Here is a 25,037-nt window from a genome sequence, read left to right as displayed (position 1 = left end):
CCGCTTCCCGTAAGGCCTGGACGCGCCTCCGAGTGCTTCCCGGCAGCACCCCGGATCCGTACCCGACTCTCACGGGGCGCGGCCCCGGAATCACGAAGGCCCCCGACCCGCCCCGTACTCCACGCGGGACGGTACGGGGGCCCTGCTGTGTGGGGCTAGGTCCGTCTGCGGCGGGCGCGGGCAGGCCTCCGTGTCCTGCGAAACCGCGCGATCTTTTCGCGGTCCGCGGGGATGTGGCACAACTTGCGGATCTCTTCGCGGTCCTCGGGGCTCAGCCACTTGGCTTTACCCATCTTGGTATGCGGGAAGCCGTGGAGGTTGAGTCCGTCGAGGAGCCAGCGCTTGCCGCAGCCGAGGTCCGTGGCGGCCTCCGCCGGCTTCATGTAGCCGTCGCGGCGCATCGTAGTTTCACGGCTCTCTGGGATTTGTAGTGGATCAAGTGTCACGAAGCATGGCTGTCCCGACTGGCGGCCGTTGAAGATCACTCGTTGGTGAGGGTTAGTCCGAGCCCTGGTGATCGAGTGAACTTGGGATGGCTCAACGACTCGGCTCAAGCCGTTCGCGGGTGAGCCCTGAGACTTCAACGCGCCCGCTCGCGCACGCGCGCACGTGCGCGCGTAGAGCCGTCATCGTTCACCCGCCAGGCCCGGGTGAGTGAACGAGTGAACGCCGGACGGCACCACGGCTCGCGTTCGTCATCATCATCACCCCCGAGGGCGAGGTGATGATGGCCCCAACGCGCATGCGCAACGCGCACGCGCGAGGGGACCCCGTCCGACCCCCGTCCCGAGGGCGTCCACGGGGCGTCCCGACCCCGTCCAGGCGCTGTCCAGCGGACGGGTGCGGACGCCCTCGGGACGGGGCTTGGACGGGCCCTAGACACCCGGCGCAGACCCGGTTCCTGCCCGGTTTGCACCCGGTTGGAACCCGGTGGAGATCGCGGCGCCGGCGAACCTCACCCGGGTCTGCGCCGGGTGTCCGCCGGGTCTGTACCGGGTGCAAACCGGGTGGCTGCCGGGTGTCTACAGCCCGGCTAACCCCCGTCTAGGGCCCGACTATGCCCCGTCTAGATCTTGGTGGGTGGGTGATCCATAGTCGGGCCATAGACGGGGTCAAGACGGCCTGTAGCCGGGCCGTAGACGGGTGTCCCACCGGGGTCACGGGTCTGATCTGGGGGGTCACACCTCGGCCACACCTCCGGGCCGTTGACCTGTGTGACCACCGGAGTCACGCAGGTCAGAGCCACGACCCGACCCCGGACAGGGGTAGGACATGTGCCGGTTTGCCCCCGGACAGATGATCTCTGGACCCTGGACAGGGGGTGGACGCTGTCCGGACAGCGTCCGGGCAGGTAGATCGTTTGTCCGCCCCTCAGTCCTGGGCGTATCAGGATCTTCCGGGCGGCCGTCCGGGTAGGCGTCCACCCACTTCGCCCCGTCTCATCCCCCGGCTAGGGGGTGGATAGCAGCCGGCTTTCATCCACCCCCAGAGATCAAATAGCCACCCCGCAAGACGGAGCAAAGCGGGCGCCGTCCAGGTGCTACGCCACCGCTAAGCCCCTGGCCGCAGCCGCTAGGGAAAGTGCTACGCCGACCGCTATGCGTGATCCGTTAGCAGCTCGATAGCAGTTGCCGTAGCGGCTGTGACCTGCGTCTTAGCAGTGGCGTAGCAGCAGACGTAGCACCCGACTTGCCCTGATATCAGCAACCCTCGCCAACCCCTCGGCGCCCCTCGACCACAGGTCGGAAGTCCTCGATCTGCCCCTCGGCCTAGTCCTCGGTTTCCGGCGAGGACTTCACCGAGGACCAACCTGAGGGGCTGTGACCTGTGGTCGAGGACTAGCCGAGGACCGCGCGAGGGGTACCGATTGCCCTGATATGCCGCCGCTGCTCAGTGCCTGCTCAGCCCTGATCAGGGCCACAAACCCGCAGGTCGCGTCTGCTCAAGAGCCTGCTCAAGGCCTGCTCAACGGCTGCTCTGAGCAGGCCTTGAGCAGCAGTTTGAGCAGCTGTGACCTGCACCTTCACATCTTGAGCAGCGCCTGAGCAGGCATAGTTTGCCCCGGTATCGCCTACTGCTCGCGGGGTGCTCGGCACTGCTCGGCCGCAGGTCAGAACTGCTCGCCGAGGTGCTCGCGCTACTGCTCGGCAAGATCCGCGAGCACCTGCCGAGCAGTGGATCGAGCACCTGCGACCTGCGGTCGAGCGGTAGGCGAGCAGTAGCGCGAGCACCCACTTTGCCCCGGTCTGGGGGGCGGTCTATACCCGGTCCGAGGGCGGTCCACTGCCAGTCCGGGACCAGCGATGGACCGAGTACAGACCGGGGCAAGACCGCCCCGAGACCGGGGGTTGGACCGGGTTCAACCGCTACTCGTCGTCCTGCAATGGCGCCGGAATGCCTAGGTATTCGGCGACAGCAGCCGCAGGGAAGCGGAGCTTGCGTCGGCTACTGCCGGGTGTCTCAATGTCGATGACACAGCGGTCAACGAACTCTGGGTTGTCGGCGATCTGCATGTCGAGCCACGTGCGGCTGACCTTGAGCCACTTCATGAGCTCCCGCCTGGTGAGGAGCAGGGGCAAGTCGCTGCGCTCCGAGCGTGACGCCACGGCCTACACCGCCCCGTGTCGCCCTTGATGACCCTGCCGCCGCGAGAGGCGGGGTCCTGGCGGTCTCATCTCAGGGGTCGGTGATGGGTTTCTGGCGGCCTGGTACTGGGCTTCGAGGTAGGCGTCCAGGTCGGCGGTCTTGTAGGCGACGTAGCCGCTGGGCTTGAAGCTGGGCATGCCATCGGCCTTGTCCTTGCCGGTCAGGCGCCACTTGCGGAGCGTGTTGAGCTCAAGGCCGAGGTATTCGGCGGCCTGTTCGATCCAGAGGCAGCCCTTGGGGGGATTCTGCTTGATACGCCGTCGGGTTGGCATCCGTTACTTCCTTCCCCTTGTGCGCGTAAGCCGAGGTTCCGGCGGGCGGGAGTCGTGGGCGCGCTCGGCCTCGACCGCAGCGGAGCCTTCGAGTTCCGCCTTGTTGAAGGCGTCGATCTCGGCTATCGAGTAGATGAGCCGGCCGTCTCGGCGCTGGCCCTGTGGGCCTTTGCCTGTGTGCCGCCTGTTCCAGAGAGTCCGGCGGCTGATGCTCATACGACGAGCCGCTTCATCACTCCAGACATAGCCAGCGGGCGGCGGGGGGCCTTCCTTCGAGGGCCTGGGCATGCGCCTCACTCCTTGCGAACACTCGGCCGAGTGAACGGCTGGACCGTGAACTGCTCGCTGATCGCCCGAATGTTGAGGCCGGAAAACCAGATCTTGTTGCCGTTGTTCACGTGGGGGATCTCGCGGGCGAACGCCTTCAAGGCGAGCGTGCGGGCAGAGAAGGGGAGCCAGAGCGCAGCCTCAGTGGGCTGGTAGTGGAAGAGCTCGCCCTCGGCAGTCTGGGGCGCCGGGAGGTTCTCACGGATCTTGGGCGTTCGAGCCATGCCTCATGGCTGTCCAAGCCAGGCCGAGAGAAGACCACTCGATGGTGGGGTTGGAGGATGCCGATTTCGGACGATTCATCCTGAAGGAGCGGAGCGAATGGGGCACACATGGAAGACAGACCCAGCCAATGCAACGGCGATCAATGCTTCCCAGCGGATGTCATGCTCCGCCTCGCCGAGGCCGTAGAGCAGCTCACCGTCAGGCAGACGGCTGCTGACCTCGAACTTCGCTGCTTCACCCCCGAGCAGGCCGCCGACATCCTCGGCAAGACCGAGAACTGGGTCGTCGAGGCGATACGGGAGCGTCGCATCCCCTTCACCTACGTCGGCCGCTCCCCGCGGCTCACCGCGGACCACATCCGCCAGATCCGGGCCGAAGGCGAAGTCAAGCCCAGCAAGTACGCCAAGACAGCCCGGTGACCCCGACTCGGCAGTACCTGCACGGGAAGCAGGGCCCGGTCGGGGCCTGCCGCGTTCAGTCGCCCTCTTCCTCGCTGGCCGCTTTCGCCCGGTCGTCGACGACGATCCGGACGGGATCAACTCCGTCACCGCGGTGCGGCTGGTCGATGACGGCCTGCACGGTCTCACTGAACCGCTGGTGGAGGTGTTCGGCGATGGCCCGGGTGCCGGGCTCGTCGTCGCTGCCGCTGACGCGTTGAAGGCTGGTGAGGGCGGCAACGATGCTCGGCCCGGAGACCTGCACGGTGACCGCGCCACCTTCCTCCTTGACGGAGCCGGGGACGCGGAAGTGCCGGTCGCTGGCGGCGTGTTCGACGAGGAAGCTCCACGAGTCGCGGTGCATCTGGAGTTCGGCGGCGGAGATGCCGGCCGCGGCACGCAGCAGTTCGTTGCTGGCGGTCGGCGCCTGTCCGGCGGTTTCACGGTCTGGCTCGGCCGCGGTCTGGGGCGACGTCTGCCGTTCACGGCCGAGGTCGTTGACGCCGTTTCGGATGGCCACCAGCTCACCGCCGATCCGGTTGAGCGGGTCGCCGATCATCTCCTGATGCCGCTGGAGACCATCACGGACGACGGCTCGGGTTTCGGCGAGTCCGGTGTTGAGCGAAGCGGTGGTGTCGCCGCGGAGTTGATCGATGGCCTGCTGCTGGCCGGTTACGCGCTCGCGGAGTTCGCCGAGTTCTCGCAGGATCTGGTGGAGGAGATCAGAGTTGTCCTTGCCGAAGATCGCCATTGGCCCCCCTCTGGTCGTCGGTCGACCTGGAAAGGGTGAGGTCGGGACGTGCCTACGGCAAGGGTGCGAATCAGTCACCCAGAGGGCTCCACGCCCGCCACCGGAACGTGGGGCCCTTCGTCGTGCCGCCCGGTCAGTCGTAGACGTAGTTCTCGATCCGACCGAGTTGCCCCTTGAGGACGAGGCTGCGTGCGGCATCCTGGTCGGTGCGGCCCGGGCGGCGCAGGACAGGCGAGTCCCGGTCGTCCCAGGACAGCCATCCGCCGTCCTGTTGCGCGATCCGCCCGAGGGGCTTGAGCAGTCCGGGTCCGTGGGCGTACACGTCGCCGGTCTTTCGGTCTATGTGGATTTCGATCTCGCTCGTATTGTCTGGCACGGCGCCCAGAGTAAGGCGTGGATGCTCGTTCCTCGGCCAACCGTCGGGTGGCTTGTGCACGCATCTGCCGCCAGCCGTTCCGTCTCCAGTCCCCCGCCGCACCACCTACCTCCGTGGTCCCGTCCGGTTCGCGCTCTGCCGCACTGGCGCCCCTGGCGTGCAGCCTCGACATATGGGGGCTGACGACGGTTTATCGCGGATCGACACGACGATGTTCACGTGCCCGCATTGCGGGCTGCCGCAGGAGCGGGTGGCGACACTGGACAACGACTGGGCGATGCTTGAGCCGGACATGGAGCCGCTCGCGCATACGGTGCCTGCGGAGCGCCGGTGGATCACCGTGGCGGACGGACGGGTGACGGTGTACGGGGTGTGTCCTCCGGTGGTGGAGCAGCGGTGCCGCATCGAGCATGAGCTGGCTTGCCCGGGGCGGGTGTTGCCGGACTTGTGGCCGTGGCTGACGTCGCTGCGGGAGGAGAACCGGCGGGCGTCAGAGCGACGGGATGAGCCAGAGCCGCCGACAATGCCTGCCGAGTTGCCGGCGACGGGTTGAGCTGGACGAGGGGCTCGCGCAGTGATGGTCGACCTTGTCTAGCGCGATTTGACTTGACTTGTCTATCCCGCCTAGACTTACACTCGTGAAGCACAGGGACCTGATCAAGAAGATCAGAGATGCAGCCAAGGCGAAGGGACTCTCCTTCGACAAGAAGCGGCAGAAGGGCAGCCACGAGTACTGGGTGTGCGGCTCAACCCCTGTGGTCATCCCCAAGCACAGCGAGGTGAACGAGATCACCTCCGAGGGAATCTGCAAGCATCTGGAAGAAGAGCTCGGAAAGGGGTGGTGGCGGTGAGTGCCTACCGCGTCACTGCACGACGCGTCGGCGAATGGTGGGCTCTTGAGGTGCCCGACCTTCCAGGAGTCTTCAGCCAGGCCAAACGCCTGGATCAGGCCGACGAATCCGCCCGCGAAGCGATCGCCGTCATGCTCGATGTAGAGCCTGAAGATGTGATCGTCGAGATCGAACCGGTACTACCCCAAGAGGCCAAGGACGTAGTGGCAGCTGCCAAGTCGGCGCAGCGAGAGGCACGCAAGGCGGCTGATCGCGAACGCGAGGCAATGCAGCGCGCTGCCGCAGTCCTCACAAAGCAGCTCAGCCAACGAGACGCCAGCCGCTTCCTCGGCGTCTCATTCCAGCGAGTCAATCAACTGCTCAAGTCGTACAGCCTGGCAGATCGCGGCCAGCCGGCACGCCGGAAAGCCACAGGCGGAAACGCAGCAAAGGCCCCTGGTCGCCCGAAGAACGAGCGGCGCACGAAGACTGCGGCGTAGCTAGACCACGCAAAAGAGCCCCACCCGACCGGGTGGGGCTTCGTCGTTTCGCAGCTACTCCTCAGTCCTCCTGCGCCGCGTGCAGCAGGCAGCCAGCAAGCCGCTTCAGTGCCCGGTCCGCGTTGGCGGGTACTTCGCGCATGTCTTCGTCGCCGCCCGCGGTGGCCACGTCAAGGAGGGCGCGGATGGGTGCCTGGAGTTCGAGCAGGGCTTCGCGGAGTTCGAGGATGACGTCCCGTGCGGTGGCGGCGTCGGCAGGTATGTCGGCGGCGTCGAGCCTGGCCGCGGCGGCACGGATCTGGGTGGCAAGTTCCTTGCTGAGGCGGATGTTGCGGGTCACTGCTGCTCCTTCTGCCGGTCGAGGTATGGCTTGAGCGCCGTGAGCACTGCGTCCACTCTCGTACCCCGTGAGCCCTGGAGGGCGGGCAGCCACTCCCCGGCTGGCGAAGGTAGCCGAGTGAGCGCTTCACAGCGCTTCAGCACGCGGTCCGGGCCACCGCCGTAGGCTCCGATCGTGGACTGGAAATGGACCGTGACGGCGGTGTTGTCCGTTGTGACCCTCGTACTCGGCGCATTGCTTAACCAGTGGACCGCCTCCAGGCTGGAGAAGGCGCAGCGGCGGCGGGAGCAAGAGCTCCGCGAGTTGGAACGCGCCCAGGCGCGACTGGATCGGCGCGAGGAATTTGAACTCGCTCACCTAAATGACCTGTACGCCGCCCTCGGCGAGCTTCAGGACGCGGCCTTGATCTACAAGGCTCATTTGGAATCTGAGTCTCTGCCCGAAGACCTTCGGGCAGCAGCCAGCAAGTTCAGCGAAGCCGACACGAAGGTAAAACGGCTCGGCGACCTCGTACTCGATGACGATGACCGGAAGCTCGTCGGCGACGCCCACGACGTTACTGTCCGCGCTTGCATGCCAGCAGCGCTGGGCGGCAGCGCCATCATGACCACCATGCACCAGGCGCGCTACCAACTCGGCCGGGCCCAGTACGCGGTAGCCGCCCGAATCCGAGAGGTCTACAAGACTGACGCCCCAGCGCTGCCCGCCAAGCCGGGGACGCACAACTAGCCGTCGCCCAGATGCTGCCGGGACGCACCTGCCGGGCAGGAGAGGCGTGCCAAGCGGGTGCCGTCAAGCCCGAAAAGTCGCAGGTCGAAGCCAGCACACCGCATGCTCTATGCGGTTAGGGGTGTCTTGAGGTCCGGGCCGCCCGTAGAGGGGGACAGGAGAATCTCGAATAGGCCTGCACCAGGCCAAGCGTGGCGGGAGGATCACGCCGTGATCCACTTTCTCAGCCTCGTCGGTACGACGATCCTCGGCTCGCTCCTCACATGGTTCGTGGCGACAGTCACCAGAAAGCGCGCGGAGGCGAAAGCAGAACGGGCTACCGTGCGGGCGCAGGCCGACGCGCTGATCGTCGCCGTCTCCGAGATACGCGCCATGGCCCACACCAGCAAGGCGCTATGGGGCAGTTGGCAGGAGATCGGCCGGACGTTTCTGCTGACCTTCGTGGCGGGCGCCGGCGGGCTGGCACGTACTGCCGCTGTCACTTCCTGGGACGACCGCGGAAAGCGGTTGGCCTTCTACGCCGGACTCGGCGCGGCAGCAGACATGATCGGCCTGGACCGGCGGGAGACCAAGCGCTTGGATGGTGCGCTGGCTCCGGCGATGACCCGGGTCATCGCCGCCGCCGCTCCGTTGCTCCGTCATCCTGATTCCCGGGTCGCCGAGGCCACGGAGAAGCTGTTCGCGGCCGTCACCGAGATCGAAGCCACGGAAGCCCTCGATACCGCGCTGAGCGAGTTCGGGCGCGCGGTCGTCCCAGCGACAACGGCGCCCCCACCCTGGTGGCGACGATTGAGGTCCGGAAGGAGCCGACAGGCCATCGGGAGCGCCCAAAGAGGACGCGCCGACTCGTAGCATCGCGACGGAAGATGCTGGCCCCGACCGCTCGCATACACCCCGACTCGGGCCGCATGTCACAAGACGGACACTCCGCCCCGCGTCCTTCCCGCTGCACGCCATGATGCCTCGTCAGCACTACCCCCGGGGGACTCATGCGCCGCACCACCGTTGCCCTGCTCGCCGCCGGCTCTCTCGCGCTCGCCGGCTGCTCCAGCTCGGGGGGCAGCAAGCCGCAGCCGACCGTCACCGTCACGAAGACGCCGCAGTTGTCCGCGGCCGAGCGGATGCAGAACTGCGTAGACGCCTGGGCGAAGGCCTACCACGCCGCCAAGGATCCGACCGAGACGCCCGCCCCGTGCAATGGCCTCTCCGAGGACGACCAGTTGAACGCTCAATTCAAGGGCCTCAACAAGCGCAACAGGGAGAACGTGCAGGCCGGGCAGGACTGCCTCGCCGATCCGACATGCACGAGCCTTCCGGTCCCGTAGACGCAACCCACTCTCGTCTGTACGCGAGGCATGCAGGTCGGGTCGCCGGTGGAGGCCCTACTGCGCGGAGGCGATGAGCGCGGTCACCGTCGGGCTGGCTGGTCGCAGGCCGGGATCCGCTATGGATCGCTACGCGTACTGTGCCGCTCACGTTCATCCGACTGGAGAGACATGCCCACTGCTGACTGGACACTTACGGCCGACGACGTCGTGGCCCTTCCTATCGACGATCTTGCACTTCGGGTACTGCGAGACGCCCTGCAGAACAACGAGTGGAACTACAGGAATTGGCTGCTTAGCGCTAAACAGCATGGCTACCGGGGCCGTAAGGACGCCGTGCAAGCACTCAGCGAAGCGTGGGCCTGGCTCATCAACCGCGGGCTAGTGGCCCCTGACATTGATCAGAGCGCCAATGAGGCTTTCTTCGTCAGTCGACAAGGACACGAGGCCCTGAATCGAGGGCTTCCGTGGATCCGTGCCGTCCAGAGGCTCGACATCCAAATGGTGCCTGTTCTCGAAGGAGCGGCACGTCCGCAGTATCTTCGCGGCGACTTCGAGGCCGCAGCCTTGATGGCAATGAAAGAGATCGAGGTCCGCGTGCGGGCGATGTCGGAGCTCCCGGCCGGTCTCGTGGGTACCGCGCTGATGCAGGCCGCTTTCAGGCCTGGGAAAGGAGATCAAGAGGGTGGTCCGCTCTCTGATCAGGACGCTGAAGGCGGTGAGGCGGTGGCCACAATGGAGCTCTTCAAGGGCGCCATCGGGCTCTTCAAGAACCCGGCCAGCCACCGACGGGTCGACTACACCGACCCCACAGAGGCGGCCGAGGTCGTTCTCCTTGCCGACCTGCTGATGCGGCTGCTCGACAAGATTGAAGCAAGCCGGGGCTGACCTGGGCATCTTGGCGCTACTCGGCCTTCGCGGCCTCGCAGTAGGCATCCCGGGCCGCTTCGTAGACAGCCTGGGCCTCGCGCTCTGCCTCCATGGCCTGAATCCACGCGGGAGAGATCGTAGGGACGGGTCCATTTCCAATGGGCCGCACCTCCCCGAGCTCCGCTCTCGTCTTCTCCGCACTGGTGGTGTACGCCTCAAGGGCAGTCAGGTACTTCTCTCGCAGTGCCTCAAGGTCAGCGACAGTCATGAGGGATCCCCTTCCGATTGAGCGGCGTGGTGCTATCTACCGCTATGCAACATCGCAGTCGAGCCGGGCGCGGGGCGACAGCCGTCCCGAGCGCCGACTGCTAGTTGAGCTTGTCCAGTGTGGCCTTGTACGCGGCGGCTTGAGTCGGTGTCAGGTAGTGCGACACCCTGACGAGAACAGGCCCACGCACGTAGTCGTACTCGGCCACCGCAGGCAGGGACTTCGCGATGGTCTGGATGTACTTGGCGCGTGCCTGAGCGCCGGACGGGTCCCCGAACACCTCGATGGCGCCGCCTCGTTCGACGTCGCCCTTGTCGGTGCCCTCGACGTCAGCCGCCTTGATGCGGGAGTCGGTGAACGTCACCTTCGACGTGTACTGGCCGGGCCGGCCGAGGAGATGATTCGGGTCATTCGCCGCGGTCACGGTCCCGGACAGTTTCGTCGTGGGTACTGCGTCGGCGAGTGCCTTGAATACGCCGGCGGCGTCCAACTTCTTGGATGCGGCCGGAGTCCCCACCGGGTCATCGGCGGTGACTACTGGCCGGGGTGTGCCACTACTGCAGGCCGCGGTCAGCAGAATGGCGGCGATAGGCAGGATGGTGCGGCGCACGAGGCTCCCCTAGGTGGTGCGGATATTGCGTGCGGCCACAGTGGCAGCCGTGCACGCAGTGCGTGCAGTCGTTGCCGGTCCGTGATGGCCCGTTCGGGTTCGTATCCCTACGCTGCCGCTCGTGAAGCACCTTCGAGACTCCCGCGCATGGGCCACAGTCATCACCATCATCGTTCTCGGGGCTGGCCCGGTCTGCCTGATCGGCATGGGCATCTGGGATTGGAAGCTGGGTCTGCACACGGAGGACCGGGTAGCCGTCGTCAACACCGTGATTGCCGCGGCCTCCTGGCTCCTCGTCGCAGTCGCCGGCGTTGTCGCCCTGCTCGCCTACCGCGACGCCAGTGGGCGCCCTGACCTCCACATCGAGATCACGTTCAACTTCAGCTTCCCGAACGAGCCCGTGTTCCTGGCAGGCGACGCCGTGACACCCGACCAGCACCGTCAAATTGAGGCCTTCAAGCAGGTATCGGCGACCGTCACGCTCAGCAACGCCAGCCTCTATGCGGCCAAGAACCCGGGCGTGCGCATCGAACTCGAAGGACTCAACGACATCGGCCAACAGTCCGGATGGCAGGACGAATGGGTCCACATGCTCGGGATCCACTCACTCCAATGGGAGGGCGGCACCGAAAACATCGTTCACGGCGAATGGTCACGCACGCTCCCGGCCCTGGACTTCACCGGCTTGACCGAGCTGGACCCCGGCAACGCCGCACTTGTCGTGACGCTGGTAGCCGACGGCGTTGCGCCCGCTCGCACCCGCATGCCGGTGCGCTTCCTCAACAGCGCCGAATACGACGCCTACAGCAGCGAACGGCTTGTCCGCCTCGGCGGAGATCCGCCAGCCACTGCCGCATGATGCGCACGCCGCACGGGCCTAGGGTGGGCGTCCTCAGCTGTTGTCTGGCCAGTCCTCCGGACCGCCACCGTCTCCTCGATCCCGGCACTGCGCAGAAAATCGGCACCCATCCGTGTGGGCGACGGCTACGAATGACGGGCGAGGGACAGGAAGCGGTGCCCTCACACGTCGCCCGGCTGCTGCCGGGACGCTCCAGCCGGGCGACGAGAGACAAGCCAAGCGTGTGCCATCAGGCCCGTAAAGCGCAGGTCCAAGCCGACGAACCACACCCTCTATGCGACTAGAGGCATGGCAAAGTTGCTGGTCAAATTACGGAGCATCACACCCAGTTGCCGCCATAGCATCCCTGGCATGAACAACGCGGACGCCGCTGCTCCTGAGCGGAACCCTTTCCTTGAGGCCGTCGGACGAGTGACCGTCGCCGGCGCGCACCTTGACCGCAGCCTGCACAGCCTTCTCGGGTCCATAGCCTTCGAGCCGACGCTGCTCGTGTACGCCAACGCCGCGAACACCGATCAACTGATCGACTTCTGCCGACTTGCCCTAACCGTGAGCACTATGGCTGACGCGGAAGCCGGGGAGATCACGGCATGCCTGAACCAGGCGAAGGCGCTGAAGAACAAGCGCAACACGATCGTGCACGCCATCTTCATGAGTGCCGGAGAGGGCGACGGCTACGAGGCGATGAAGCCCGCCCGCAAGACGTTGGGCCACTCCGTCACACCGCTCACGATCGAAGACATGGAGACTGTGGCCCAGCAAATCGAGGAGTTGCGGCACGAGTTGTTCCGGCTGGGCTGGAACGCCCGCTGCGCCCGGAGCGGTATGCCGCTCATGCCACCCCGAGGTGAGTCCGCTTAAGGAGCCAGGCCCGATCCGAGGCCCCTGACAGTCCCGAGCATCCTCAAGTCAGAGAGCTGGACGTTCGGGCCAGAGGCAGGAGCGCGTGTCGAGGTCGATGACTTCCTCCCACTCGGTGATCGGCACGGCCCGTTCGACGACGAACCACTCCTCCGGCGTCCCGTTCCACTGGTTAGGAACACTCGTCTTGCTCGGGTCGCTGGAGGCAAGCAGAGACCACTGCTCTTCCGGCCTCAAGTGCGAGGGCACCCAGTCGGGCCAGTAGTGCACCTCCGCATCGGGCACGCAGACGAGGATGCGGAGTCGCCGATCCCGCAAAGCCCACGGAAGTGCTTCGGGGTCGGGGTCGCGGCAGAGGTGAACGGTGGGCGGGCTGTTCCGGCGCTGCCACGTGGCGCGTATCTCGCCAGCCGCCAGGATGCCGTTCCAGTGCTCAGCGTCAGTGAAGTGGTACAGCAGCACGAGGCACACCCTACGTCGCACATTCGCGCCCCCGTTCGAGCTGTCAACCCGTCACGGATCAGAAGGGGGCTCGCCCCATGCCTTCGACGTCGATCAAGCCGTTCCGTCCGTTCGTCGTGACCCAATCGGCCGTGAAGCGGCCCTCCTGCCCATCCGACATGCGGAGTACAAGATCATCATTATCGTGCAGCGGGTAGAGGTCAGAACCATCGTCGGTGATTAGGGAGCCGGACCACACTTCGCCGAACTCCTCCGTGTAGTTCTTACTCAGCCGGGCGCGGACAGGTATCTCCGTCGAACCGGCAATGATGACCGCATCGTCTTCGCACAAGTTTGACATCATTCGCACATCATGCCGCTGAGTGCCCCGATTTACCCATCTCCTGGACGCACCGGTGCCCGGCCGCAATGAGGTACGACCGGGCACGGAGAGAACGCGTGAAGGTGACCGCATGGCCGGCGGATCCGTTCGCCAGCCCCACGGCCGCCCGACATGCGCCGCCCGCTCGGATTGGGAGCACGGACAGGGCCTTGGTCGGGCACCGGCGGCCGTGACAACCGCCGGAGGCTTCGTCAGTGGCGGCGCAGCTGGCGGACCAACTGGCAGAGAGCATCCGCAGCTTCCACGCGCCCCCGGTAGCCGGCCATGTACAGCCGGCGCCAGGCCATGCCTTCGGGCGAGTGGGTCAGCGCCTGCATCACACCCTCGAACACCTGCGGTGCCGTGGCCGGCTCGCCGAGACCCCGCGCGTGGTCGAACAGCGCCTCGCCGCGGCTGTCCATCTCGACGGCAACGGCGCTGAACGCGACCAACTCATCGGCGAGCGCGGCGAACCGGTCCACGAAGGCAGAGAGCTGCTCAAGGATCTCCGGCGTCGATCCGGTGTACGCGGCGGCCTCCTCGATGTGGGCGGCGCACTGCGCACGTACCCGCTCACGCACCCGCTCCGTCTCCGGGTTGACGGTGATGGCGTGCGTGATCTGCGAGGAGAGGGCGGCGGCGGTGGCGTCCCTGGCCGCTCCCTGCTCCTGCTCGGCGAACGCGGCGAGCTGCGCGGAGGCTTCGGCGAGACGCTCAACGGCCTCGCTGTAGGTGGGGGTGGCGGTGGTCATGGGGCAGTCCTTAGGTAGCAGTGGGAGGGAGCGGCGTGCGGGTGGTCAGCTGCCGTTCTCGCGCTGGTAGCGCACCTGGTCGCCGATCGTCCACTGCCGACGGCCCGCCAGGGCGTCCTGATAGTTGCGGTCCTCTTCGGCTTGGCGGGCCTGCTTGGCGATGGCGGCCTTGACGATGTCGGCCTGCAGCACGGCGACGGCCTGCGCCTTGGCCAGCTGCTCCGGCGAGGGGCGATATCGCACACGGCGCGGAGCGGGCGGGTTTGCCTGGCGGATCTCGTGCGCCTTGGTGATGCAGGCGGCAGCGTGCACCGACGTGTGGGCGTCGGCAGCCTTGACCATCCACTCCTGGGCCTGCTGCTCCGTCTCGTCACGGGGCGCGGCCTGGCAGATGATCCGGCCCATGTCCATGTAGCCGCGAGCCAGATCGGCGGGCGCGCTCTCGGCCTTCTTCCAGTAGTCGGCGGCCTGGTCGAGCCGGTCGAGGATTTCGTCTTCGTCTATTCGGGCGACGATGCCGGGCGGGATCCAGTCGGCCTGATGGCCGTACTTCTCGCGCATCTCCCCGGTGATCTGCCCCATCAGCCTGCCTTCCTAAGGTGGGTTCTGTCGGCCGTCCATGCCGCCACCGCGCCACCGTCGAGGACCCACTCGCCTCTGGGGCCCGACCGCGACGCTTGTACGTCGCCTCTGCGGGCCGCCCTTCGCAAGTACGAAGTGCTCAATCCAGTGAGCCGCGCAGCCTCTTGGACGCTCAGCCGTTCTGTCACCTCAGAAGATCCACCCTCGGAACCAGAAGCGGCGCACACGGTTCCGGAACCGGCCTCGACCAGCACCGACGCGCGGAACTCCTTCGCCACCTGGTGAATGTCCGCGACCACGTCCACCAGGTCGTGGGGGGCGGCACCGTCCCGCATGTGCAGATCCCGCAGGGCGCGCACCAGAACGCCGTCCAGCAGCGCGCAATCCCGCTCCGTCAGCAGCACCCCGCGCGGCACCGTCCGGGCCATCAGCCGCCGCCCTCGCCCCGGGCGGCCTCCCGCGCCACGCTCTCCCCGACGCTCCGCAGCATGGCCGCACCCAAGACCGGGGCGGTACCCACGGCGCCGGCCACGAGCAGGGTGAGTGTCGCCAGCGCCTCGTCCGCCGGGCAGCCGTCGAGAAGTTCAGCCTGCGACACCTCAAGTCCGGCGGCCTGCGCCGTGACCAGGGCGACCGCGGCCCGCAAACTGCGGATGGAGACGCTTCCCGAGCCCACGGCTAGGCACCGTCCCGCTCGGAGGCCGGCAGCGCGCGAAGCTGGCGGGCGAGCGCACCGCGCACCAACAGCTGCTGATCCGCGGACAGTCCGGCAGCCTGCAACGCTGCGGTCACCGCGGTGACCATCGTGTGCGCCTGCTGCTCACTGATCCGGGTCAGCCGCTCGTCGATGTTGAGCTTCGCGTAAGTCCCGAGGACCGTATTCGCCCGGTCCATCGCCCGCTCGTACAGCTGCACTTCCCCGCGGACCTGCTCCGCCGTCGCACCCCGGTACCGCGGACTCTTCACGTCGGCGAGCAGCTGTTCCATCAGGCCGAGCCACGCCATCACCCGGCCGGCGAACATCTTGTACGCCTCAAGAGGGTTGTCCACCGGAACGATCTCCGGCGCGACCTTCTCGAACAGGACCCGCGCCTTCACCTCCAGCGCCTCCCGCTCCGCCGCAACCGTCTGCGTCCGCGTCGACCCGCCATGCAGCTTGCACCGGCCCGTCCCCGGATGATCCGTCCCCCACCCCGGAGGCCGCTCGCACGTCCCTTCGGTCTGCCGTTTCTTCGCCCCGCACTTCGGCCGGTCATGACCATCACGGGCAGCAGGCCCGGTCATGACCTGTCCCCCGGTGCGGGCAGACCGAACGCCTCGGCGAGTGCCTGCTGTTCCATCTCGTCGAGGTCGCTTTCGGCGAGGACGCCGAGTGCGGCCACGGCGGCTTCGAGGAGGCGGCTTTGGGCTTCTGCCGTCTCGCCGCTGGACGCGGGATCGACGGCCGCGGACAGGTGGATGTCCGCCAGGGTCTCGGCGCCGACTTGCCGCAGTTGGCGGATGGGCTGCGGGCCGGGCACGTAGCCGAGTTCCCGCAGGGTGTTCGCCGCGGCCGTGGACGGGTCGTGGGGCTGATCGTCGGGGGCGCTCATGTGCTGGGCTCTTTCGGGCTGTTGGGGACGATGGCGTACCGGGTGCCGCACGGGCTTCGGCGCAGTCCGGCGTCGAGGTGCCTGTGGACACCGCCGCAGACCGGGCAGTCGACGAGCAGCTGTGTGCGGCCGGCGGTGACGAGGGGCCTGGCGGTCACCTCGGCGGGATGGTTCGGGGTCATGGGGGTTTCCAGGTGTTCAGGCGGCGGCCGGCATGATGCGGGGCCGCTCGGGGTGGACGCACCACAGCAGTTCGCACGACCGCACCGGGCAGCCGACGACGTCCATCTCGGCGCCGTTGACGGTGACGGTCGCGACGCGCTTCACGGTGCGCTGGACGCGGCATGCGGGGCATGGGGCTGCCCGGGTCAGGGCGCGCGGTTCGCGGGGCATGGGGTCCTCGGTGCGTTGCTGTTCGGCGTGGGCCTGGCGGTAGAGCTTCTGGGCATGTCTCTTGGCGACACCGGAGGCCCGTGCGGCGGCAAGTTCCTCGCGGCGCCGTTTCTGCTCCTCGGCCTTGCGGTGCGCGGCGGCTATTCGCGCGGCGACGGCCTGTTCGACGTGGGAGGTCATGACGACCCCCCATCGACGCGATAGGTCATGACGCTCTCTTCCTGGTGGATGCTGGACGGGTGGCCGGGCCCGAGTCCCGCGGGGCCGGCCGTTCGCGTGCGGGTCAGGTGGTGACGCCGGCGCTGGCGAGGAACTCGGCTCGCTTGACGGGGTCTTGCATCTCGCGGGCCGAGGCCACCCACACGTCGTGCATGCGAGGGGCGTCGTCCTGGTGGTCGGCGCACAGCGTGATCCGGAAGGTGCTGGTCTCGACGGGCCGTTGCTGGTCGATGGTGTTGCGGACGGCGACGACGCCGGGCTGCCCGCAGCTGCCGTTTTCGTGACTGCACTCGCCGGCGCTGACGGGGATGGTCTGCACGGTGTGTGTCGTGTTGCGGTCGTCGTAGAGCGGGATCGTGGCGATCGTCACGGGGTCTCCTTCGAGAGCTGGTCGGGGTGGTGGGTGGTGGGTTGTGGTGGGTTTTCCGAAACTCTCTACGCGTACAGGTATGGGGGATTAACGGAAAACCCACCACAACCCACCACCCCTAGCCGTTTATGCAGGTCAGGCGGCTTCGTCTTCCTTGTCCTCGGCATCGCCGGTGAGCATCAGGCCCACCCAAACCGCGCCGATCTTGCGCGACTTCTTCTCATAGCCGCGGGCCTTCATCGAGGCCGCGAACGACACCTCCGTGCCGATCTCCTCGGCACGGATCCCAGCGTCGTGGCACCACTTGGACCAAGCCGTGAAGAGCTCCCGCGCGCGCACCACGTTGTATGGCCCGGCGAGGGTCTGCTCGCCGAGGAATCGGCCGAGGCTGTCGCTCTCGTCGCGGTACTCCTGTGTTTTGACCATGACGGTTTGAGGGGGGTTGAGCCCGTGCCGCAGGTACTCCTGCCATCCGCGATATGCCCACGCGAGCACTGCGGGTGCCGCCTTCTTGAGGCGCTCGGGCAGGCTGCCGTCGCGCTCCTCGGGCGGGATCACGACGTCGAACGGAACGACCAACAGGCGGCGCCACACGGCGGGGTCGTCACCCGAGACGGCTGGCAGGTGGTTGGTGAGCATGACGAGCGTGTGTGACGGGTCGAAGGTGATCGGGTTCTTGTGCATGAGGTTCGCCTCGATCTGATCGCCGCCGACCAGTCGTTTCATGGTGGCCTCGGCGAACTTGCGTCCCTTCTCCGTCTCGGAGCAGAAGGCCAGACGGGCGCCGCGCAACCGCATCTTGAAGGCGCCGTGCCGCTCATGCTTGGACTCCATGAGGATCGCGGGGTCCACCTCGATGGCGTAGTCCCCGAAGGCGCTCATCACCGCGTCGCGCAGGGTGCCTTTGCCGTTGGCTCCGGTCCCGGTGAAGATCGGCATCACGTGTTCGGTGACCCTGCCCAACATCGCGTAGCCGAACAGCCGTTGCACGAAGTCCCGCACCTCGTCCTCGGGCAGGATCCGCTTGAGGAAGCTCTCCCATTCCTCGTCGGTCTCGTCGCCGAGCGGGGCGCCGGCGACCTTGGTGATCAGGTCCTCGCGGCGATTCTCGGTCGCCTCTCCCGTTCGGAGGTTGATGGTCCCGTCTGGGGTGTTGAACAGGTGCGGGTCGGCGTCCAGCGCCTTTGACGAGGTCGAGATCGGGGTGAGCGCCGAGGCGATCTTGAGCATGCCCTCGATGCCTGAGGCCGACTCCGACTTGCGGGCGTCCTGGTACAGCTCGTCGCGTTCGTCGCCGGTGAGTCCCGCCAGCTCGGCCAGGGCCGCCTTGACTGTCTCGACGGCCGCTTCGATATCGGCTCGCCTGTCATCCAGTTCCCAGCGCGCGCCATCCCACTGGTGCCAGCCGATTCCGTGCACGTGGCGCATACCGGTGCTGTGCTCGGCAACGAACCTCTCTGCCATGCGAAGGTGCCCGCGATGCCTGTTCCCGGCCAAGGGCGTCGGGACTGGAAGGCCGTTGTCCTCCAGAATCCGGCGCGCCTGCTCGTCGATGGACTGGTCGTTCACCGGGCGCTCCCCGTTCGATATGCAGAGGTGATCGTCTGTCGCGCTTCGGCCTCGCTGAGCCCGACCCCCACCGCTGCGTCAAGGAGCGCCGAGGCGACGTCCCGTCCCGCGAAGTCGGCCTCGTCGGCGCACTCGAACGCGCGGCAAGCTGCCCAGTAGAGACGGTTGTTGCGGTCGCCGTAGGAGGAGCTGAGGACGAACCGCAGGAGCCCCACGAGGCGCCCCCCTGCCTGCTTGGGTGACATCGGCGTGACCGTGGAACGCGGCGGCGGCACGGGCTGCTGTAGCGCGGCGAGGAGCCATTCGGGGGCGAACTCGGGGGGCTGGTCTGGGTCTTCGAGTTCGTAGATCACGCCCGTTGCGTGGACGCTGCCGACGCTGATCACGTAGGCATTCCCTGCGCGGACGTCGCCGTCGAACTTGCCCCGCAGGGAGCCGAGCCCGTTGCCGAACTTGGCGCCCGTCGGCGTCCAGTAGTAGTCGTGGGTGCCTTTGGCGGTCCGCACTCGCATGGTGGGTGTGTGGCCGTGGCCGAGCGCTTGGGCAGTGTCCTCGATGGCGCCAGGCCGGTCGGAGTCCACGACGAGCAGTCCGGCGCCGTCCGGCCCTGTGCAAGCGCCGACGAATACGCCGACGTTGCGCAACTGCCCGTCGAACCAGTTGAAGACCTGGCGTTCGTCGAGGGTGTGGGCCCGAGAGAAGGCGACGGTCGGGTGTTTGCCCCGGTCGGCGCATGTGGCTGCGTCGTGGCTGCGGCCCACGCCCGCGCATTGGGTCAGGCCGGGATGGTCGGCGGGGAAGACGACGAAGCCGTGGGATGTGAGCCACAGGGCGCCATCGAGTGACGTCTGCGAGGTGCTCACGCAGTCGCGCCGCAGTCGCGGTGAAAGCCCGGTTTGGCTCACTCTTCGTTCTCCGTGTTCATGGCGGCGATGACGCCGTCGGCGAGGTGGTTGATGTCGCTGATCCAGCGGCGGGCGCAGGCTCTGACGGCGCGACTGTTCGGCTGCTCCGCGAGGTGACCGCGGAGGCCGGCTGTCACGAATTCGCGCCGGGCCAGCTCCCGCATGTACTGCTCGCGGAGCCGGTCGTCTGCCGTGGTGTCCGGCCCTTCGCCGGGCCTGCGCTCTTGTACCTGCACGTCGTTGTCCGTTCGCGAGCGAGGCGGGAGGGTGCTCGTTTCCGAGCCGTCTCGCGAGCCGATGTGGTCTGGGTGGCCGCGCCCGTCGCCGGACGCGGCCGGGCCGGGTCAGGGGCTGCGTGGGTCGAGGGCGCCGAGCGGGCCGCGGCGGATCTGCTCGCGGGCGACTTCGGCGGATGTCAGCGGGCCCTCGGCGAGGATCACGTCGGTGAGGGATTCACCCGTGACCTGCGCTGTACCGTCCTCACCGATCCTGACGGCCTGGAATTCGTCGCCGAGTCCGGTCTCGACCATGATTCGGCGCAGCGCGGGCTGGGCGTTGGACATCAGCTCGTCGCCCCATGGCCCGTCGAGGGCGAGCATCAGCACCATCTGCCAGTTGCAGACGGGTACTTGGTGCCTGCTTCCGTCGGCGCAGTGGGTGGTGTACTCGTCGACGCGGGCGGGCCAGGTGCGGCCGCCTTCGCCCGCTTCGGCCTCGGCGATTTCCTCGTCCTTGAGCTGGTGCCACTGCTCGGCCGTGGCTCCTGTGATTTCCAGGGCCTCGTGGACGAAGTACCAGTCACCGTCTCCGTCGCGGGGGTCGGCGAGCACGGGGCGGAGGTTTCCGAGGCCCATGAAGCTGACGGGCTGGCGGATGTCGGCGAGGTGTCGGCTGTGGCGTTCGGCGAGGTCGCACACCGACAGCAGGGTGCGGGCGCGGTAGCGGGGCAGTCGGCCGGCGTCGCGATCGCGGCGTACTACGGCGCGGTAGGTCTTCGGGTCGGCGCCCGATGGCGTGGCGCCTGCTGGCGTTGGGGCCGTATCGTTGGCCATGGTGATGGATCCACTTCTGTGAAGCGAACGCCCTGGGTTCCGGTGGTACGAGGCCCGGGGCTTCGCGCTGTATGGGGTCTGTTGCTGGAGCCCCTCTCTCGTCGGTGCTGGAATCACCGGCGCGGGAGGGGCCGCTTCATGCAGCTTCGCTTCGGGGCTGGTCGAGGACGGGCGCGAAGACGTCGCGGAGTGCGACCTTCTCGGCGTCAGTGAGGGGTCCCCGAGCGCGAGCGGCGCGTTTGACGAAGTCGGCGATCGACTCCGCAGGTGCGGGGCGAAGCCAGAGGGTTCCGTCTTCGACCCACTCGTAGGCCTCTTCGTCAGGGGTGGGCGTTGGCGCCTGCATCAGGCGGCCTGCGCCGCGTTGCTGCCGATGCCGAGGAAGGCCAGCAGATCGGCGCGGCGGCATCGGTAGGCGTTGCCCACGCGGAGAACCGGGATCGGGTACTCGTCGCGTTTGGCAAGGGAGTAGCCGACGGTCCGGCCGAGGCCAATTGCCCGGTTCGTGTCTTCCAGGGGGATCGACACCGGAAGAGCGAGCACCTCGGCCTCCGACATGCCGCGAGTGGTCTTGGCGCGCCGGGTGCGGTGGGTCATGGAGCCTGCTCCAATCCAGGAGAGATGTTCCGCAGAGGTCGAAAATGCGGAGCTAATGTTCCGCTACGGTCAATCTAATAGTGGATGGCCCGGCATGAGCTGTCAAGGTCAGTTAGCCGCTGATACTGTTCCGCTGTGGAACAAGACCTTGACTGGAACCAGCGAATCGCCCACAGGGTCGGCCGGGAAGTGGCCCGTGCACGAGAGCGGCTCGTCGACGACCGTGGCCGCCGACTCAGCGCACAGGGCCTCGCGGACCGATGCGCCGAACTGGGGCACCCCCTCGACAGGTCGGTCATCGCCAAACTTGAGAAGGGGATCCGACAGACGGTGTCCGTCGCCGATCTCCTCGTCCTCGCCAAGGCCCTCGACCTGCCGCCGCTCGCACTGGTCTTCCCGGTCGGCTACGAAGAAGAGGCCGAGGTGCTGCCGGGGCGCAAGGAGCATCCGGTCACAGGGCTCCGCTGGGCCTCAGGGGAGGGCTTCCTGCCGGCAGAGGGTGAAGAAAACCGGCGCGCCGAATCCAACTGGGCCAAGACGGCAGTCGTCCGCGTCCGGCAATTCCTTCGGAACGAGGCCGTATGGCGGCGCACCAAGGGGCTGGCGCTTGATCAGCGGCTACGCGGCAACGAGGAGGCGGCGCGTGCAACCATGAGGCTGGCCGATCAGCAATGGGCCATGATCAACCAATGGCGCCAGGAAGCCGAGGCGTCCGGTCTCGTGATGACGCTGCCGCCACTGCATGGAGAAGTGATGAACTTCTTGATCGACCCCGAGAATCCCCGACCTAGCAGCTTCGACTAGCAGCAAGCCGCAATGAAGAGTTCCACTGCGATGAGCTACAGGGGAGGGCCCGCGCCATCACGGCGCGGGCCCTTTCCCGTCCCCGCCGCGAGAGATCCCTAGGGATCCCCCCTGGCTCCTGATAATCTTTATTCTCTGGAGTCAGAACAGGCCTGTAGCGAGGGGGAGTTCATGACCGACATCGAGCGGCGCCGGGAGCCGGGAGCCGTATCGAAAGACCGGCTCTCGCCCGAGGCGCAGGCAGCCCTCGCTGCCGGCCGCGCCGACTCGACCCGCCGCGCCTACCGAGAAGACCGCGAGGCGTACATCGCATGGTGCGCGACCCGAGGCGATCAGCCGGTGCCCGCCACCCAAGAACTGCTCATCGAGTACGCCACGCATCTCACGCTGACGCCCCGCCCGCGCACCGGGCGGCCGTCCGCCCCGAGTTCGATCGAGCGCATGCTGTCCGCCATCTCGACGATGCACGCCGAGTTGGAGCTGCCGAGGCCGGAGACGAAGGGCGCCCGCCTCGTCATCTCCGGGTACAAGGAGCGCCTGGCCAAGAGCAAGAGCCCCCGCGCCCGGCAGCAGCAGGCGAAGGCGGCTGTACCGTCCGCCCTGCGGCAGATGCTCGCCGTCCTCGACCGCGACACCCTGATCGGTAAGCGCGATGCCGCGATGCTGCTTCTCGGCTACGCGGGTGCGACCCGCTCGTCGGAACTGGTCGGCCTCGACATCGGTGACCTCGCCGAGTGCGAGGAGGGCTTCGAGGTGCAGATTTACAGGGCCAAAATGAAGGCCTTCACCGACACGGCCGTGCCCTACGGCAAGAATCCCGGCACGTGCCCCGTCCGCGCGCTTCGGGCCCTGATCGCCGCCATGCGGGAGGCCGGCCGTACCGAGGGGCCTCTATTCGTGCGCATCGACCGTCACGGCCGCATCGCCCCGCCGATGATGCGCCGCGGCAAGCCGATCGGCGACCCATCCGGCCGGCTCACCGCCGACGCGGCCTCGGATGTCATCGAGCGTCTGGCGGACGCCGCGGGCCTCGATGGGCGGTGGCGCGGCCACTCGCTACGCCGAGGGTTCGCGACCGCGGCCGTGCGGGGCGGCGCGACGATGGTCCGCACCGCCAGGCAGGGCGGATGGGCGGACAACTCGACGTCCCTGGCCCGCTACTACGAGGCGGGCGACCCGTGGGAGGACAACCCCGTCACCGGGCTGTGAGCGCGAAGGGTCCGCACTTGGCGCGGACCCTTTTCGTTTCGAATTCCGTTACGCCGCGGTGCGCGCCGGGTGGTTGTGTCCGGCGTCGTCGACCGCGCAGCCGAGCAGTAGCGCCGCCTCGTCGTCATCGAGGGCGAGCACGACGCACAGGGCCTGCGCCACAGCGAGGGATGGACACCGTGCGGAGTCCTCCAGCTTGGTGACATAGGCCCGCCGCACACCGGCGGCCGTGGCAACGGCGGACTGCGGCAGGCCCGCCCGTTCGCGAGCAGCGTGCAGCATCGGGCCGAGCGCGTCGGGCGGGGTACGCCTCTCTCGGATCATGGTCAACTCGGGCTCCACAGGTGCCGATTCGGAGGTACTGACTCCATTGTCCCCTCCGAATCCGCAGCCACACAGGCACCGAGACCGCCTACGCGGCGAGTTCCCGGCCGTGCCATCCGACGTCGATGGTGGTGTGGTCGAAGCCCGGCCCGCGGACCGAGGTCGGATGGATCCGCACCCGGAAGCTCAACGCTTCGAGCACTCGCCGCTTCCGCTGCACAGTCAGGGCCGGCCACTTCTCCCGCACCTGCTCGCCGATCAGCCCGTCGAGCGCGGTCAGGTCGACCGGCTGCAGCTTCTTTGCCTCCGCCTGCGCAGCCGTGATGTCGTCGGCCAGCTTCCGCGTGATCCGGTGCAGCTGCTCGCGGGTGATCCTGTCGGCCGCGTAGTCGTCGGCCGCCAGGCCCTGCCGGATCCGCAGCGCCTCGACCCGCTCCATCGCGGCCAAGGCGCCGGACCTGTCGCCGGCGAAGATGTCCGCGGCGGCCGGATCGGACAGCACCTCGACGACGATTCCGTCGATGTATCCGTTGAGGGCTTCCTCGTTGCGTCCGACGCAGCCCTTCCCGTCGCAGATGTAGGTGGGCTTCTTCGTGCCCCGCTTGGCGTTGCCCCGCAGGGCCACCCGGATCTGCTGGCCGCACGGCCCGCACGTCGCCACCTCGCCCCACGTCAGCAGGTGCTTCCGCTGCCCTGGGCTGGTGCTCGTCGCCTCGCCGCCGCTGAACATGTCCTCAAGCCGGGCGTGCTGCTCGATCGACAGCAGCGCCGGCCAGGCCGCCTTGTACTCGACGCCCTGGTGTATGCGGACGCCGATGTTGGCCTTCCGCAGGACCAGCTTCTTCACGCTGCCCTTGCCCCAGCGCCGGCCGTCTGCGCTCTGGAGGATGCTGCGCTTCTTCCGCTTCATGCCCGTCCCGGGGGCGGGCAGGTCCCGGTCGTTGAAGTCGTCCTCGACCGCCATCTGCGCCTCTCCGGACAGGAGTCGGCGGGCTGCTTCGCGGACGACCTTGGCCTGCTCGGGATGCTCGATGTCGTCGAAGCCGATGACCTTGCCGTCGTCGTCGTGCCGGTAGACGCGGCGCCAGCCGTAGGAGACGGGCCCGTTGGCGCGGCCTTCCTCGGCACGTTCGAGCGCGGCACGGGCAACGCGCTCGGACTTCACCTCGGATTCGGCGGTGTCGCTCTCGCCGAGGTTCGCCAGCTGCGAGCGGTCGCTGGCCTTGGCCATGTTGAAGTAGCCGCCGGACTCGAAGCCGACGAACGCCTTGACGCCCCGCAGGTCTTCGATGGCCTGCGCCCGCTCGACGCGCTGCCGCCACAGCCGGGAAGGGTGGTAGGCGCCGACGACGACCCGCACGCCCGGCTGTTGTGCGGCGGCGAGCGCGGCGGCCATCATCTTGTCGTACTCGGGACGCTCTTCCCCGCTGTGTGCAGAGCGGTCGTTCTCGATCCATTCGCCTGCGATCTCGCCGCCGATGTCCTCAAGGGCCCACCGGCGCAGATCCTTGATCTGCCGTGCGACGCCGCGCCGTTGGTCGAGAGGGTCTTCGCTGATCCGGGCATATAGGAAGACGAGGATGCGAAGCGCGGTGACGGTGGCGGCCATGTTCAAGTATT

General features: G+C 67.5%; 39 protein-coding genes. 12 read left to right on the top strand and 27 right to left on the bottom strand.

The genetic code is table 11. From position 1 onward, the window contains the following. Nucleotides 1-155 precede the first annotated feature (155 nt). From OG504_RS39385 to OG504_RS39370, 4 genes are all read right to left on the bottom strand, one after another. Nucleotides 156-401 (bottom strand): hypothetical protein, encoded by a 246-nt coding sequence (locus tag OG504_RS39385; protein WP_405994062.1) that lies wholly within the window; start codon nucleotides 399-401, stop codon nucleotides 156-158. A 1,965-nt stretch (nucleotides 402-2,366) separates the two neighbouring features. Next, on the bottom strand, nucleotides 2,367-2,549 hold the full coding sequence (locus OG504_RS39380; RefSeq protein WP_405994061.1) for a hypothetical protein: 183 nt from the start codon (nucleotides 2,547-2,549) through the stop codon (nucleotides 2,367-2,369). 60 nt (nucleotides 2,550-2,609) lie between these two features. Next, a complete protein-coding gene (locus tag OG504_RS39375) occupies nucleotides 2,610-2,918 on the bottom strand; it encodes a helix-turn-helix domain-containing protein (RefSeq protein WP_405994060.1) in 309 nt (102 codons plus the stop codon). Between the two features lie 293 nt (nucleotides 2,919-3,211). Continuing rightward, on the bottom strand, nucleotides 3,212-3,469 hold the full coding sequence (locus OG504_RS39370; RefSeq protein WP_405994059.1) for a hypothetical protein: 258 nt from the start codon (nucleotides 3,467-3,469) through the stop codon (nucleotides 3,212-3,214). Nucleotides 3,470-3,631: 162 nt separating this feature from the next. Between OG504_RS39370 and OG504_RS39365 the strand changes: the two genes are divergently transcribed. Continuing rightward, complete coding sequence (locus OG504_RS39365; RefSeq protein ID WP_405994058.1) at nucleotides 3,632-3,889, top strand: hypothetical protein; 258 nt, start codon at nucleotides 3,632-3,634, stop codon at nucleotides 3,887-3,889. Between the two features lie 55 nt (nucleotides 3,890-3,944). Here the strand turns inward: OG504_RS39365 and OG504_RS39360 are convergent, their stop codons facing one another. Together OG504_RS39360 and OG504_RS39355 are read right to left on the bottom strand one after the other, a co-directional pair. Next, entirely contained in the window at nucleotides 3,945-4,658 is a 714-nt protein-coding gene (locus OG504_RS39360; RefSeq protein ID WP_405994057.1) for a hypothetical protein, read from the bottom strand. A 133-nt stretch (nucleotides 4,659-4,791) separates the two neighbouring features. Next, nucleotides 4,792-5,034: a hypothetical protein gene (locus tag OG504_RS39355; protein WP_388109611.1), complete on the bottom strand. Its 243-nt coding sequence runs from the start codon at nucleotides 5,032-5,034 to the stop codon at nucleotides 4,792-4,794. 172 nt (nucleotides 5,035-5,206) lie between these two features. Here OG504_RS39355 and OG504_RS39350 point away from each other — a divergent pair, with 172 nt between their 5' ends. From OG504_RS39350 to OG504_RS39340, 3 genes are all read left to right on the top strand, one after another. Then, nucleotides 5,207-5,587, top strand: coding sequence for a DUF6083 domain-containing protein (locus OG504_RS39350; RefSeq protein ID WP_388109609.1), 381 nt, complete (start codon nucleotides 5,207-5,209; stop codon nucleotides 5,585-5,587). An 85-nt stretch (nucleotides 5,588-5,672) separates the two neighbouring features. Continuing rightward, a complete protein-coding gene (locus tag OG504_RS39345; protein WP_388109608.1) occupies nucleotides 5,673-5,885 on the top strand; it encodes a hypothetical protein in 213 nt (70 codons plus the stop codon). Further along, entirely contained in the window at nucleotides 5,882-6,364 is a 483-nt protein-coding gene (locus tag OG504_RS39340) for a type II toxin-antitoxin system HicB family antitoxin (protein WP_388109606.1), read from the top strand. The genes OG504_RS39345 and OG504_RS39340 overlap by 4 nt, the downstream gene beginning before the upstream one ends. A gap of 61 nt (nucleotides 6,365-6,425) precedes the next feature. On the opposite strand, the gene OG504_RS39335 is transcribed toward OG504_RS39340, so the two are convergent. Further along, entirely contained in the window at nucleotides 6,426-6,704 is a 279-nt protein-coding gene (locus OG504_RS39335; protein WP_388109604.1) for a hypothetical protein, read from the bottom strand. A gap of 174 nt (nucleotides 6,705-6,878) precedes the next feature. On the opposite strand from OG504_RS39335, the gene OG504_RS39330 reads away from it, so the two are divergent. The 4 genes from OG504_RS39330 to OG504_RS39315 all read left to right on the top strand — a co-directional run bounded on the left by OG504_RS39330 (nucleotide 6,879) and on the right by OG504_RS39315 (nucleotide 9,646). Next, nucleotides 6,879-7,433, top strand: coding sequence for a hypothetical protein (locus tag OG504_RS39330; protein WP_388109602.1), 555 nt, complete (start codon nucleotides 6,879-6,881; stop codon nucleotides 7,431-7,433). Nucleotides 7,434-7,643: 210 nt separating this feature from the next. Beyond that, nucleotides 7,644-8,285 carry a hypothetical protein gene (locus OG504_RS39325; RefSeq protein ID WP_388109601.1) on the top strand — a complete coding sequence of 214 codons (642 nt, stop codon included), beginning with the start codon at nucleotides 7,644-7,646 and terminating at the stop codon, nucleotides 8,283-8,285. Nucleotides 8,286-8,422: 137 nt separating this feature from the next. Then, entirely contained in the window at nucleotides 8,423-8,758 is a 336-nt protein-coding gene (locus tag OG504_RS39320) for a hypothetical protein (RefSeq protein WP_405994056.1), read from the top strand. A gap of 171 nt (nucleotides 8,759-8,929) precedes the next feature. Further along, nucleotides 8,930-9,646 (top strand): TIGR02391 family protein, encoded by a 717-nt coding sequence (locus tag OG504_RS39315; RefSeq protein WP_388109597.1) that lies wholly within the window; start codon nucleotides 8,930-8,932, stop codon nucleotides 9,644-9,646. A 16-nt stretch (nucleotides 9,647-9,662) separates the two neighbouring features. Here the strand turns inward: OG504_RS39315 and OG504_RS39310 are convergent, their stop codons facing one another. Then, complete coding sequence (locus OG504_RS39310; protein WP_388109592.1) at nucleotides 9,663-9,896, bottom strand: hypothetical protein; 234 nt, start codon at nucleotides 9,894-9,896, stop codon at nucleotides 9,663-9,665. A 100-nt stretch (nucleotides 9,897-9,996) separates the two neighbouring features. Further along, nucleotides 9,997-10,506 (bottom strand): hypothetical protein, encoded by a 510-nt coding sequence (locus OG504_RS39305; RefSeq protein WP_405994055.1) that lies wholly within the window; start codon nucleotides 10,504-10,506, stop codon nucleotides 9,997-9,999. Between the two features lie 121 nt (nucleotides 10,507-10,627). On the opposite strand from OG504_RS39305, the gene OG504_RS39300 reads away from it, so the two are divergent. After that, the gene (locus OG504_RS39300) at nucleotides 10,628-11,365 is read left to right on the top strand and encodes a hypothetical protein (RefSeq protein WP_405994054.1); all 738 of its coding nucleotides are present in this window, start codon (nucleotides 10,628-10,630) and stop codon (nucleotides 11,363-11,365) included. A gap of 351 nt (nucleotides 11,366-11,716) precedes the next feature. Beyond that, a complete protein-coding gene (locus OG504_RS39295; protein WP_388109587.1) occupies nucleotides 11,717-12,226 on the top strand; it encodes a hypothetical protein in 510 nt (169 codons plus the stop codon). A gap of 48 nt (nucleotides 12,227-12,274) precedes the next feature. Here the strand turns inward: OG504_RS39295 and OG504_RS39290 are convergent, their stop codons facing one another. The 16 genes from OG504_RS39290 to OG504_RS39215 form a co-directional block, all read right to left on the bottom strand. Continuing rightward, nucleotides 12,275-12,688 carry a hypothetical protein gene (locus OG504_RS39290; protein ID WP_405994053.1) on the bottom strand — a complete coding sequence of 138 codons (414 nt, stop codon included), beginning with the start codon at nucleotides 12,686-12,688 and terminating at the stop codon, nucleotides 12,275-12,277. Nucleotides 12,689-12,746: 58 nt separating this feature from the next. Beyond that, a complete protein-coding gene (locus OG504_RS39285; RefSeq protein ID WP_388109583.1) occupies nucleotides 12,747-13,019 on the bottom strand; it encodes a hypothetical protein in 273 nt (90 codons plus the stop codon). A 242-nt stretch (nucleotides 13,020-13,261) separates the two neighbouring features. Beyond that, nucleotides 13,262-13,801 (bottom strand): hypothetical protein, encoded by a 540-nt coding sequence (locus OG504_RS39280; protein ID WP_405994052.1) that lies wholly within the window; start codon nucleotides 13,799-13,801, stop codon nucleotides 13,262-13,264. A 45-nt stretch (nucleotides 13,802-13,846) separates the two neighbouring features. Beyond that, nucleotides 13,847-14,383 carry a hypothetical protein gene (locus OG504_RS39275; RefSeq protein WP_405994051.1) on the bottom strand — a complete coding sequence of 179 codons (537 nt, stop codon included), beginning with the start codon at nucleotides 14,381-14,383 and terminating at the stop codon, nucleotides 13,847-13,849. Continuing rightward, nucleotides 14,383-14,811: a helix-turn-helix domain-containing protein gene (locus tag OG504_RS39270; RefSeq protein ID WP_405994050.1), complete on the bottom strand. Its 429-nt coding sequence runs from the start codon at nucleotides 14,809-14,811 to the stop codon at nucleotides 14,383-14,385. The genes OG504_RS39275 and OG504_RS39270 overlap by 1 nt, the downstream gene beginning before the upstream one ends. After that, the gene (locus OG504_RS39265) at nucleotides 14,811-15,059 is read right to left on the bottom strand and encodes a hypothetical protein (RefSeq protein WP_388109576.1); all 249 of its coding nucleotides are present in this window, start codon (nucleotides 15,057-15,059) and stop codon (nucleotides 14,811-14,813) included. The genes OG504_RS39270 and OG504_RS39265 overlap by 1 nt, the downstream gene beginning before the upstream one ends. Before the next feature lie 2 nt (nucleotides 15,060-15,061). Next, on the bottom strand, nucleotides 15,062-15,481 hold the full coding sequence (locus OG504_RS39260) for a hypothetical protein (protein ID WP_388109574.1): 420 nt from the start codon (nucleotides 15,479-15,481) through the stop codon (nucleotides 15,062-15,064). Between the two features lie 182 nt (nucleotides 15,482-15,663). Next, nucleotides 15,664-15,975, bottom strand: coding sequence for a hypothetical protein (locus tag OG504_RS39255; protein WP_405994049.1), 312 nt, complete (start codon nucleotides 15,973-15,975; stop codon nucleotides 15,664-15,666). After that, a complete protein-coding gene (locus OG504_RS39250; RefSeq protein ID WP_388109570.1) occupies nucleotides 15,972-16,157 on the bottom strand; it encodes a hypothetical protein in 186 nt (61 codons plus the stop codon). The genes OG504_RS39255 and OG504_RS39250 overlap by 4 nt, the downstream gene beginning before the upstream one ends. Before the next feature lie 16 nt (nucleotides 16,158-16,173). Continuing rightward, the gene (locus tag OG504_RS39245) at nucleotides 16,174-16,548 is read right to left on the bottom strand and encodes a hypothetical protein (RefSeq protein WP_405994048.1); all 375 of its coding nucleotides are present in this window, start codon (nucleotides 16,546-16,548) and stop codon (nucleotides 16,174-16,176) included. Between the two features lie 103 nt (nucleotides 16,549-16,651). Beyond that, nucleotides 16,652-16,957 (bottom strand): hypothetical protein, encoded by a 306-nt coding sequence (locus OG504_RS39240; RefSeq protein ID WP_405994047.1) that lies wholly within the window; start codon nucleotides 16,955-16,957, stop codon nucleotides 16,652-16,654. Between the two features lie 135 nt (nucleotides 16,958-17,092). Continuing rightward, nucleotides 17,093-18,526, bottom strand: a complete 1,434-nt coding sequence (locus OG504_RS39235; RefSeq protein ID WP_405994046.1) for a phage/plasmid primase, P4 family — start codon at nucleotides 18,524-18,526, stop codon at nucleotides 17,093-17,095. Then, nucleotides 18,523-19,389 carry a bifunctional DNA primase/polymerase gene (locus OG504_RS39230; RefSeq protein WP_405994045.1) on the bottom strand — a complete coding sequence of 289 codons (867 nt, stop codon included), beginning with the start codon at nucleotides 19,387-19,389 and terminating at the stop codon, nucleotides 18,523-18,525. Before OG504_RS39230 ends, OG504_RS39235 begins: the two co-directional genes overlap by 4 nt. A gap of 38 nt (nucleotides 19,390-19,427) precedes the next feature. After that, nucleotides 19,428-19,667: a hypothetical protein gene (locus tag OG504_RS39225; protein ID WP_405994044.1), complete on the bottom strand. Its 240-nt coding sequence runs from the start codon at nucleotides 19,665-19,667 to the stop codon at nucleotides 19,428-19,430. Between the two features lie 108 nt (nucleotides 19,668-19,775). Beyond that, on the bottom strand, nucleotides 19,776-20,483 hold the full coding sequence (locus tag OG504_RS39220) for a hypothetical protein (RefSeq protein WP_405994043.1): 708 nt from the start codon (nucleotides 20,481-20,483) through the stop codon (nucleotides 19,776-19,778). Between the two features lie 345 nt (nucleotides 20,484-20,828). Next, on the bottom strand, nucleotides 20,829-21,080 hold the full coding sequence (locus OG504_RS39215; protein WP_405994042.1) for a hypothetical protein: 252 nt from the start codon (nucleotides 21,078-21,080) through the stop codon (nucleotides 20,829-20,831). Nucleotides 21,081-21,215: 135 nt separating this feature from the next. On the opposite strand from OG504_RS39215, the gene OG504_RS39210 reads away from it, so the two are divergent. Beyond that, nucleotides 21,216-21,884, top strand: a complete 669-nt coding sequence (locus OG504_RS39210) for a hypothetical protein (RefSeq protein WP_405994041.1) — start codon at nucleotides 21,216-21,218, stop codon at nucleotides 21,882-21,884. A 171-nt stretch (nucleotides 21,885-22,055) separates the two neighbouring features. Further along, the gene (locus tag OG504_RS39205; protein ID WP_405994040.1) at nucleotides 22,056-23,093 is read left to right on the top strand and encodes a tyrosine-type recombinase/integrase; all 1,038 of its coding nucleotides are present in this window, start codon (nucleotides 22,056-22,058) and stop codon (nucleotides 23,091-23,093) included. Nucleotides 23,094-23,141: 48 nt separating this feature from the next. Here the strand turns inward: OG504_RS39205 and OG504_RS39200 are convergent, their stop codons facing one another. Both OG504_RS39200 and OG504_RS39195 read right to left on the bottom strand, forming a co-directional pair. Beyond that, on the bottom strand, nucleotides 23,142-23,417 hold the full coding sequence (locus tag OG504_RS39200) for a helix-turn-helix domain-containing protein (RefSeq protein ID WP_405994039.1): 276 nt from the start codon (nucleotides 23,415-23,417) through the stop codon (nucleotides 23,142-23,144). A gap of 88 nt (nucleotides 23,418-23,505) precedes the next feature. After that, complete coding sequence (locus OG504_RS39195; RefSeq protein WP_405994038.1) at nucleotides 23,506-25,026, bottom strand: recombinase family protein; 1,521 nt, start codon at nucleotides 25,024-25,026, stop codon at nucleotides 23,506-23,508. Nucleotides 25,027-25,037 lie beyond the last annotated feature (11 nt).

Origin of the sequence: Streptomyces sp. NBC_00986 (genome assembly GCF_045162565.1) — a bacterium.
In the GTDB taxonomy this organism is placed as follows: domain Bacteria; phylum Actinomycetota; class Actinomycetes; order Streptomycetales; family Streptomycetaceae; genus Streptomyces.
The sequence above is the reverse complement of the archived record's forward strand: the minus strand, read 5'-3'. Positions and strand labels throughout refer to the sequence as shown.

Coding starts and splice junctions, on each gene's coding strand:
- OG504_RS39385 (WP_405994062.1), bottom strand. CDS start 401: ATGCGCCGCGACGGCTACATGAAGCCGGCGGAGGCCGCCACGGACCTC.
- OG504_RS39380 (WP_405994061.1), bottom strand. CDS start 2,549: ATGAAGTGGCTCAAGGTCAGCCGCACGTGGCTCGACATGCAGATCGCC.
- OG504_RS39375 (WP_405994060.1), bottom strand. CDS start 2,918: ATGCCAACCCGACGGCGTATCAAGCAGAATCCCCCCAAGGGCTGCCTC.
- OG504_RS39370 (WP_405994059.1), bottom strand. CDS start 3,469: ATGGCTCGAACGCCCAAGATCCGTGAGAACCTCCCGGCGCCCCAGACT.
- OG504_RS39365 (WP_405994058.1), top strand. CDS start 3,632: ATGCTCCGCCTCGCCGAGGCCGTAGAGCAGCTCACCGTCAGGCAGACG.
- OG504_RS39360 (WP_405994057.1), bottom strand. CDS start 4,658: ATGGCGATCTTCGGCAAGGACAACTCTGATCTCCTCCACCAGATCCTG.
- OG504_RS39350 (WP_388109609.1), top strand. CDS start 5,207: ATGGGGGCTGACGACGGTTTATCGCGGATCGACACGACGATGTTCACG.
- OG504_RS39320 (WP_405994056.1), top strand. CDS start 8,423: ATGCGCCGCACCACCGTTGCCCTGCTCGCCGCCGGCTCTCTCGCGCTC.
- OG504_RS39315 (WP_388109597.1), top strand. CDS start 8,930: ATGCCCACTGCTGACTGGACACTTACGGCCGACGACGTCGTGGCCCTT.
- OG504_RS39310 (WP_388109592.1), bottom strand. CDS start 9,896: ATGACTGTCGCTGACCTTGAGGCACTGCGAGAGAAGTACCTGACTGCC.
- OG504_RS39295 (WP_388109587.1), top strand. CDS start 11,717: ATGAACAACGCGGACGCCGCTGCTCCTGAGCGGAACCCTTTCCTTGAG.
- OG504_RS39280 (WP_405994052.1), bottom strand. CDS start 13,801: ATGACCACCGCCACCCCCACCTACAGCGAGGCCGTTGAGCGTCTCGCC.
- OG504_RS39275 (WP_405994051.1), bottom strand. CDS start 14,383: ATGGGGCAGATCACCGGGGAGATGCGCGAGAAGTACGGCCATCAGGCC.
- OG504_RS39270 (WP_405994050.1), bottom strand. CDS start 14,811: ATGGCCCGGACGGTGCCGCGCGGGGTGCTGCTGACGGAGCGGGATTGC.
- OG504_RS39255 (WP_405994049.1), bottom strand. CDS start 15,975: ATGAGCGCCCCCGACGATCAGCCCCACGACCCGTCCACGGCCGCGGCG.
- OG504_RS39250 (WP_388109570.1), bottom strand. CDS start 16,157: ATGACCCCGAACCATCCCGCCGAGGTGACCGCCAGGCCCCTCGTCACC.
- OG504_RS39245 (WP_405994048.1), bottom strand. CDS start 16,548: ATGACCTCCCACGTCGAACAGGCCGTCGCCGCGCGAATAGCCGCCGCG.
- OG504_RS39220 (WP_405994043.1), bottom strand. CDS start 20,483: ATGGCCAACGATACGGCCCCAACGCCAGCAGGCGCCACGCCATCGGGC.
- OG504_RS39215 (WP_405994042.1), bottom strand. CDS start 21,080: ATGACCCACCGCACCCGGCGCGCCAAGACCACTCGCGGCATGTCGGAG.
- OG504_RS39205 (WP_405994040.1), top strand. CDS start 22,056: ATGACCGACATCGAGCGGCGCCGGGAGCCGGGAGCCGTATCGAAAGAC.
- OG504_RS39200 (WP_405994039.1), bottom strand. CDS start 23,417: ATGATCCGAGAGAGGCGTACCCCGCCCGACGCGCTCGGCCCGATGCTG.
- OG504_RS39195 (WP_405994038.1), bottom strand. CDS start 25,026: ATGGCCGCCACCGTCACCGCGCTTCGCATCCTCGTCTTCCTATATGCC.